The following is a 6,255-nucleotide window of genomic DNA, read 5'->3' as shown; positions in this document are numbered from 1 at the left end:
TCCGTGACGGTACCGACCGATCCCGATTCGGTGGCGGGTGCTGCGATCCGATCCGCGGAGCCGGTCGTCACGAACGCCGAGCGCGACGACCGACGCGGTGACCCGTCCGCTTCCGATCGACTCGACGGCCGCGACGACGCCGTCGAAATCGACGGCTCCGTTGGAATCGGTGTCTCGATCGGCTCGCTCGAGGAGCCGTGGGGAGTTCTCTGCGTCCACGCGCCGGCGGATCGTGCGTTCAGCGACCGGGAGATCGACTTCGCCGCGAGCGTCGCCGATCTCCTCGAAACGGCTATCGAGGACCTCACCGATCGCACCCGCCTCGAGAGCGAACTCGAGACGACCGTCGATCGCGTGACGGACGCGTTCGTCGGGCTGGACGCAGACTGGAACTTCGCATACGTCAACGAGCGAGCGCGGGAGCTGATCGATCCCGAGGGCGAGGGATTGCTCGGCGAGAACCTCTGGGAGCGGTTCCCCGCCGCGGTCGATTCGACGTTCGAAGCGGAGTACCGCCGGGCCATGGAGACGCAGGAGCCGACCAGCTTCGAAGCGCACTTTCCCCCGCTCGACTCGTGGTACGAGGTCCACGCCTACCCCTCGGAGACGGGGCTGTCGGTCTACTTCCGGGACGTCACTAAGAGCAAGGGGACCGAACGGGAGCTGGCGGAGACGAACCACACCTTACAGCGCCTCTACGCGATCACCGCCGACCGCGAGCTGCGTTTCGACGAGAAGGTCGACGACCTGCTCGCGCTCGGACGCGATCGCCTCGGGCTCGAGAGCGGCTTTCTGGCCCGTATCGACGAGGCCGACGACCGCTTCGAGGTGACTCACGCGAGCGGCTCCAACGAGCGGCTTCGTCCGGGCTCAGTCACACCGCTGTCGACCGCTTACTGCAAGCGGACCATCGAGTCCGACGGGCTGCTCGCGTTTACCGACTCGCCGCTCGAGCACGGCATCAGCGCGGACGCCTACGACGAGTGGGCGCTCGATTCGTACCTCGGCGGGCAGGTGATCGTCGACGGCGAGCCGTACGGAACCCTCTGTTTCGAGGACGAGTCGGCGCGTTCGGAACCGTTCACTCCGGCGGAGCGGTCCTTCGTCGAACTCGCGACCCAGTGGGTCAGTTACGAACTCGAGCAGCGAGCCCACCAGCGCGACCTCGCGGAGAGCGAACGGCGCTACCGAACCCTCGTCGAACACTTCCCGAACGGGCTCGTCGCGCTGTTCGACGAGAACATGGAATACACGCTCGCTGGCGGGCAGATCCTCGAGGAGATAGACGCCACCGTCCAGGAGTTCGTCGGACAGACGGTTCGACAGCGCTACGAGGGAGAGACGCGCGAGACCTTCGAAGCGAACTTCGACGCCGCCCTCGCGGGCGAGCACCGCTTCTTCGAGTTCGACCTGCACGACCGCGAGTGGTCGGCCCACGCGGTGCCGGTCGAAGATGACCGGGGCGAGGTGTTCGCCGGGATGCTCATGGTTCAGGACGTTACCGAGGCGAAGGCGAAACAGCGCCAGCTGCGCGAGCGTGAAACCCGCCTCGAGCGGTTCCGTGCGTACACCGACGACGTGCTCGACGCGGTCGACGACGTGTTCTACGTCCTCGACGAGACGGGGGATCTCACGCGGTGGAACGAGACGCTCACGGACGTGACGGGCTATACGGACGCCGAGGTCGAGTCGATGCACGCCCTCGAGTTCTTCGAGGGCGAGGACGCGACCGACGTCGCGACCGCGATCGCCAACGCCTTCGAGACGGGACACACGCGCGTCGAAGCGACGGTGCAGACGAAAGACGGAACCGAAATCCCCTACGAGTTCGTCGCCTCCAAGCTCGAGAATCCCGACGGCGAGCCGGTCGTCACCGGGATCGGGCGCGACGTGACCGATCGGCGGGAGTACCAGCGCAAACTCGAGGGGTTGGTCGACGACCTCGAGGAGTCCAACGAGCGCCTCGAGCAGTTCGCCTACGCGGCATCCCACGACCTACAGGAGCCGTTACGGATGATCTCGAGTTACCTCACGCTCGTCGAGCAACGGTACGCCGACGAACTCGACGCCGACGGCGAGGAGTTCATCGAGTTCGCGGTCGACGGCGCCCAGCGCATGCAGCAGATGATCGACGGACTGCTCCAGTACTCCCGAGTCGACACGCAGGGCGATCCGTTTTGCCCCGTCGACTGCGAGGACGTCATCGCCGACGTGCTGGCAGATCTCGAGGTGCGGATCGACGAGACCGACGCCGAGATCAGCGTCGACTCGCTGCCGCGGGTCTACGGCGATCCCGGACAGCTCCGCCAGCTGTTCCAGAATCTGCTCGATAACGCGATTACCTATTCCGGCGATGGAACCCCACGTATATCCGTATTCGCCGAAAATAATGGGGAAACATGGAGTGTCTCAGTTCGCGATCGGGGGATCGGGATCGACTCGAGCGACACGGATCGCATCTTCCAGGTGTTCGATCGGCTCCACAGCCACGAGGAGTACGACGGCACCGGTATCGGACTCGCGCTCTGTCAGCGAATCGCCGAGCGCCACGGCGTCGAGATCAGCGTCGATTCCCAGCCCGGCGAGGGGTCGACGTTTACGATCGAGCTGCCGACGGTGCCCGTCGCGGACGAAGCGATGGAACGCGCGCCGGTCAGCGAGGCAGACACCGAGACCGATCCGACGACGGAACCAGTGACCGATGAGTAAGCCAGAGCGACCCCAGTCCGAGCCGGCACAGATCCTGTTGGTCGAGGACAATCCCGGCGACGTCCCTCTGACCAGGGAAGCGTTCAAACAGGGCCGGATCGAGAACGACCTCCACGTCGTCTCCGACGGCATCGAAGCGCTGGCGTTTCTCACCCAGCAGGGCGAGTACGCCGACGCACCGCGTCCGGACCTCATCCTGCTGGATCTCAATCTGCCCGGCAAGGACGGCGAAGAGGTTCTGGAGGAACTCAAGGACGATCCGGTGCTGCGATCGATCCCGGTGATCGTGTTGACGAGTTCCCGCGCGGAGGAGGACGTCGTCACGTCCTACGAACTCCACGCCAACGCCTACCTCACGAAGCCGGTCGATCCGGACGAGTTCATCGAGACGGTCCGCGCCTTCGAGAAGTTCTGGTTCTCGGTCGTCCGACTCCCGCCGGAGGTCGACAACTGATGAGCGAGACGAACACCCGGACCACCGATACGGAGGGCGCGGAGACCGAGGACGCGCTTCACATCCTCCTGATCGAGGACAACCCCGGTGACGCCCGTCTCATACAGGAGATGCTCCGCGGAACCGAGGAACTCGCCCAGCGGGTCAGCCCCACCGAGACGGCGAGTCAGACGCCCGATATCACCCGCGAAACCCGCCTCGAGGAGGGGCTCGAGACGATCGAATCGGAGCCGACCGATATTATCCTGCTCGACCTGAACCTCCCCGATAGCGAGGGGCTCAACACTCTCGAAACGGTCCACGAGGAGACCGGAGAGACGCCGATCGTCGTCCTGACCGGCGTCCGCGACCAGCAGGTCGGCGTCGAGGCGATCCAGCGCGGTGCCCAGGACTTCCTCGTCAAAGACGAGGTGACCAGTGAACTCCTGGTGCGAACGATCCACCACGCGATCGAGCGCGCCCGCCAGCAGCGCGAACGCCGCCAGCAGCGCGAGCAACTCGAGGCGCTCAACCGGCTCAACCGGATCGGCCACGACATCACCCACGCAGTGATCACGACCGAGACGCGCGCGGAACTCGAACAAGAGGTCTGTGACCGACTCGCCGAGTCCGACGCCTATCGGTTCGCGTGGATCGGCAGCGTCAATCCCGGCAGCGACCGCGTCGTCCCGAAGGCGGCGGCCGGCGTCGAGGAGGGGTATCTCGACGAGATCGACGTCACCGTCGACGAGGACGACGAGAGCGGACGGGGGCCGGCGGGCACGGCGATTCGGACCGGGCAGGTCCAGGTGATGAACGACGCCAGCTCGGCTCCCGAGTTCGAGCCGTGGCGGGAGGCGGCACGCGCCCGCGACTACCGGTCGTCGGTCGCGATTCCGATCACCCACGAGGACCTCGTCTACGGCGTGTTGAACGTTTACTCCTCGTCACCGCGATCGTTCGAGGGGCCCGAAACCGCCGTTCTCGGTCGGATCGGCGACATCGTCGCCCACGCGATCACCGCGATCGAGCGCCGGGACGCGCTCGTCAGCGACGCCGTCGTCGAACTCGAGTTCCGCGTCGAGGCGATGGCCGAGGAACTGGTCGAACTCTCGGCGACCGAGTCGTGTTCGATCGAGTTCGAGCAACTGGTCGGCAGCGACGAGACGCTCCTGGCCTACGGCTCGGCACACGGCGTCTCGCAGGAGACGTTCACCGAAACCGTCGACCGAACCGACGGCATCACTGACGTTCGGTTGCTCGCGGCCCGACGCGACGAGTTCGAGTTCGAACTCGTCGCACCCGCTGCCGTCTCCCTGTTCGAGACGATCGCGACCCACGGCGGCCGCGTCGCCTCGGCGACGATCGACGACGGGGAGTTCCGCTTCGTCGTCGAGCTCTCGCGCGGCCGGGACACACGCCAGATGATCGAACTCATCAGGACCCAGCGCGACGACGTCACCTACCTCGCACAGCGGACCACCGAACGCAGCGAGCGCAGCGACAGCGGCTCGTCGTCCGTCCTCGAGGACGAACTGACCGAGAAACAGCGGGCGGCCCTCGAGACGGCCTACTTCGCGGGCTACTTCGACTGGCCGCGGGGCAGCACCGGCGAGGAGATCGCCGAGCGCCTCGGTATCGCGCCCGCCACCTTCAACCAGCACCTCCGAACGGCAGAACGGAAGTTCTTCAGTTCGATGTTCGGCGAATAGGGGCCGTTTCCGGGTCGAACACGTCTGTCCCTCCTGTCCGAGATGGACTCGCTCTGTGAGGAGTTCGTGAGAGCGCAACACGCCGTCGTGATCGGCGATGATATTCCGGACGATCACGTCGTCGACGCCGACCCGGTCCGTCAGCTGCTCCGGATACTCCCGGTCACGTTTCAAACGGAAGGGCTCCCAGGAAATCGTCACTCTGGTAATCGAGGTGATCCAGTCGAGGGCCGAGCAGTTCACGGACGAGAACCACCAGGGGATTGGTCTTTCCGTCACCAATCATCGCGATCTCCGTTTTCGTCCCGTCCGCGTCTTCGTCCCAGAGACCGACGACGACCGTCTCTCGATCGGCGACGATCAGTCGACTCACCCTGGGGTGGCTCGACTGTTCATACATCCAGTCCATCTGTGGGTCCCATATCGTCGCGTCGGGAAGCCGATCCCGAAAGAATTCTCGGGCCTCTCGGCTTTTCGTTCCGGCGTATAACGCGACTCCTCGATCGATGGCATTCTCTGCATGTGGGAGACACTCCTCGTCGAGTAACTCGTCGGAGGCATAGATCAGAAATAGTTCATCCGTCGCTCTATCGGCCAAGTCCCGACAGTAGTCGTACACGGCTTCACGACCCTCAAGTCGTCCCACAGTGTTCTCGTCTGCTTTATGTCCCGTTCTACACTGTGAGAGCAGTTCGTCGAGCACGTCGACGTTCATCCATTCGGCATCGGCCTCCGAGTAGCTCCCCTCGGTGACGACGTTTTCGTCGCGATCATACTCGATCAATCCTACTTCGTCGAGTCGGGGGAGATAGTTGTGATGGAGCGAGATGACCGTCTGGTCGAGTCCCCCCGCATCCTCCGAAACGAGTCGTTCGGAAAGTTCGGTCACAGAGAGCCCATGAGAAGCGTTAGTGAGAACGGTTAAAATCGCTCGATTAGTGCTCTCCGTAAGCAGCCGAATAAGTCCTTCCTCCTGCAAATCCATTACCGATGAATACCCCCGCGGAGTAATAAATAGAATGTATCAGTCCAGACACACAGTTACCGAATTGTAATCTATTGCCTCCCGTTGAAGGTCGGTTCTTCTCACCGTTCACTTCGCGCACGGATACCTCGGGCGATCCACTGAAACTCGAGTGAAATGACCGTCCGAGTGCACCAGTCCGTTCGAACGGCTACAACGGATCACGCGCCGCGAGGTTCGGTCGCGGGCGGGCTCACGTCGTCCATCGGACGCCGAGCGGCCATCGCGACGGCCACCATCGAGAGCCCGGTTACGAGGAGGTTCGCGCCCACGAGCAGGCCGACGGCCCACGCCGCGGTGGCCGGGAAGCCGATCCAGAGGAATCCGGCCAGGACGAGCGCGATGACGCCGCTGACGGCGACCGATGTTCGACCGCG

The 6,255-nt window shown here is 64.3% G+C and carries 4 protein-coding genes and 2 pseudogenes; 3 read left to right on the top strand and 3 right to left on the bottom strand.

Annotation, left to right across the window (positions count from 1 at the left end; all coding sequences use genetic code 11):
• The 3 genes from PGX04_RS25125 to PGX04_RS25115 form a co-directional block, all read left to right on the top strand.
• Window positions 1-2,709, top strand: a 2,709-nt coding sequence (locus tag PGX04_RS25125; protein ID WP_273740997.1) for a PAS domain-containing protein, incomplete at its 5' end; no start/stop codon positions are given.
• The gene (locus tag PGX04_RS25120) at window positions 2,702-3,163 is read left to right on the top strand and encodes a response regulator (protein ID WP_273740996.1); all 462 of its coding nucleotides are present in this window, start codon (window positions 2,702-2,704) and stop codon (window positions 3,161-3,163) included. The genes PGX04_RS25125 and PGX04_RS25120, both read left to right, overlap by 8 nt.
• Window positions 3,163-4,854 carry a bacterio-opsin activator domain-containing protein gene (locus tag PGX04_RS25115; protein ID WP_273740995.1) on the top strand — a complete coding sequence of 564 codons (1,692 nt, stop codon included), beginning with the start codon at window positions 3,163-3,165 and terminating at the stop codon, window positions 4,852-4,854. Before PGX04_RS25120 ends, PGX04_RS25115 begins: the two co-directional genes overlap by 1 nt.
• Before the next feature lie 39 nt (window positions 4,855-4,893).
• Here PGX04_RS25115 and PGX04_RS25110 read toward each other — a convergent pair.
• The 3 genes and pseudogenes from PGX04_RS25110 to PGX04_RS25100 form a co-directional block, all read right to left on the bottom strand.
• Window positions 4,894-5,004, bottom strand: a pseudogene (locus PGX04_RS25110) (alkane 1-monooxygenase); the annotation flags it as partial.
• A 13-nt stretch (window positions 5,005-5,017) separates the two neighbouring features.
• Entirely contained in the window at window positions 5,018-5,839 is an 822-nt protein-coding gene (locus PGX04_RS25105) for a DUF7344 domain-containing protein (protein WP_273740994.1), read from the bottom strand.
• A gap of 200 nt (window positions 5,840-6,039) precedes the next feature.
• Window positions 6,040-6,255, bottom strand: a pseudogene (locus tag PGX04_RS25100) (HdeD family acid-resistance protein); the annotation flags it as partial.

The sequence above is a fragment of the Natrinema soli genome (genome assembly GCF_028618695.1).
The sequence above is the reverse complement of the archived record's forward strand: the minus strand, read 5'-3'. Positions and strand labels throughout refer to the sequence as shown.

Excerpts from the sequence above, each read along its gene's own strand:
- PGX04_RS25115 (WP_273740995.1), top strand. The coding sequence starts at position 3,163 with ATGAGCGAGACGAACACCCGGACCACCGATACGGAGGGCGCGGAGACC.
- PGX04_RS25105 (WP_273740994.1), bottom strand. The coding sequence starts at position 5,839 with ATGGATTTGCAGGAGGAAGGACTTATTCGGCTGCTTACGGAGAGCACT.
- PGX04_RS25120 (WP_273740996.1), top strand. The coding sequence starts at position 2,702 with ATGAGTAAGCCAGAGCGACCCCAGTCCGAGCCGGCACAGATCCTGTTG.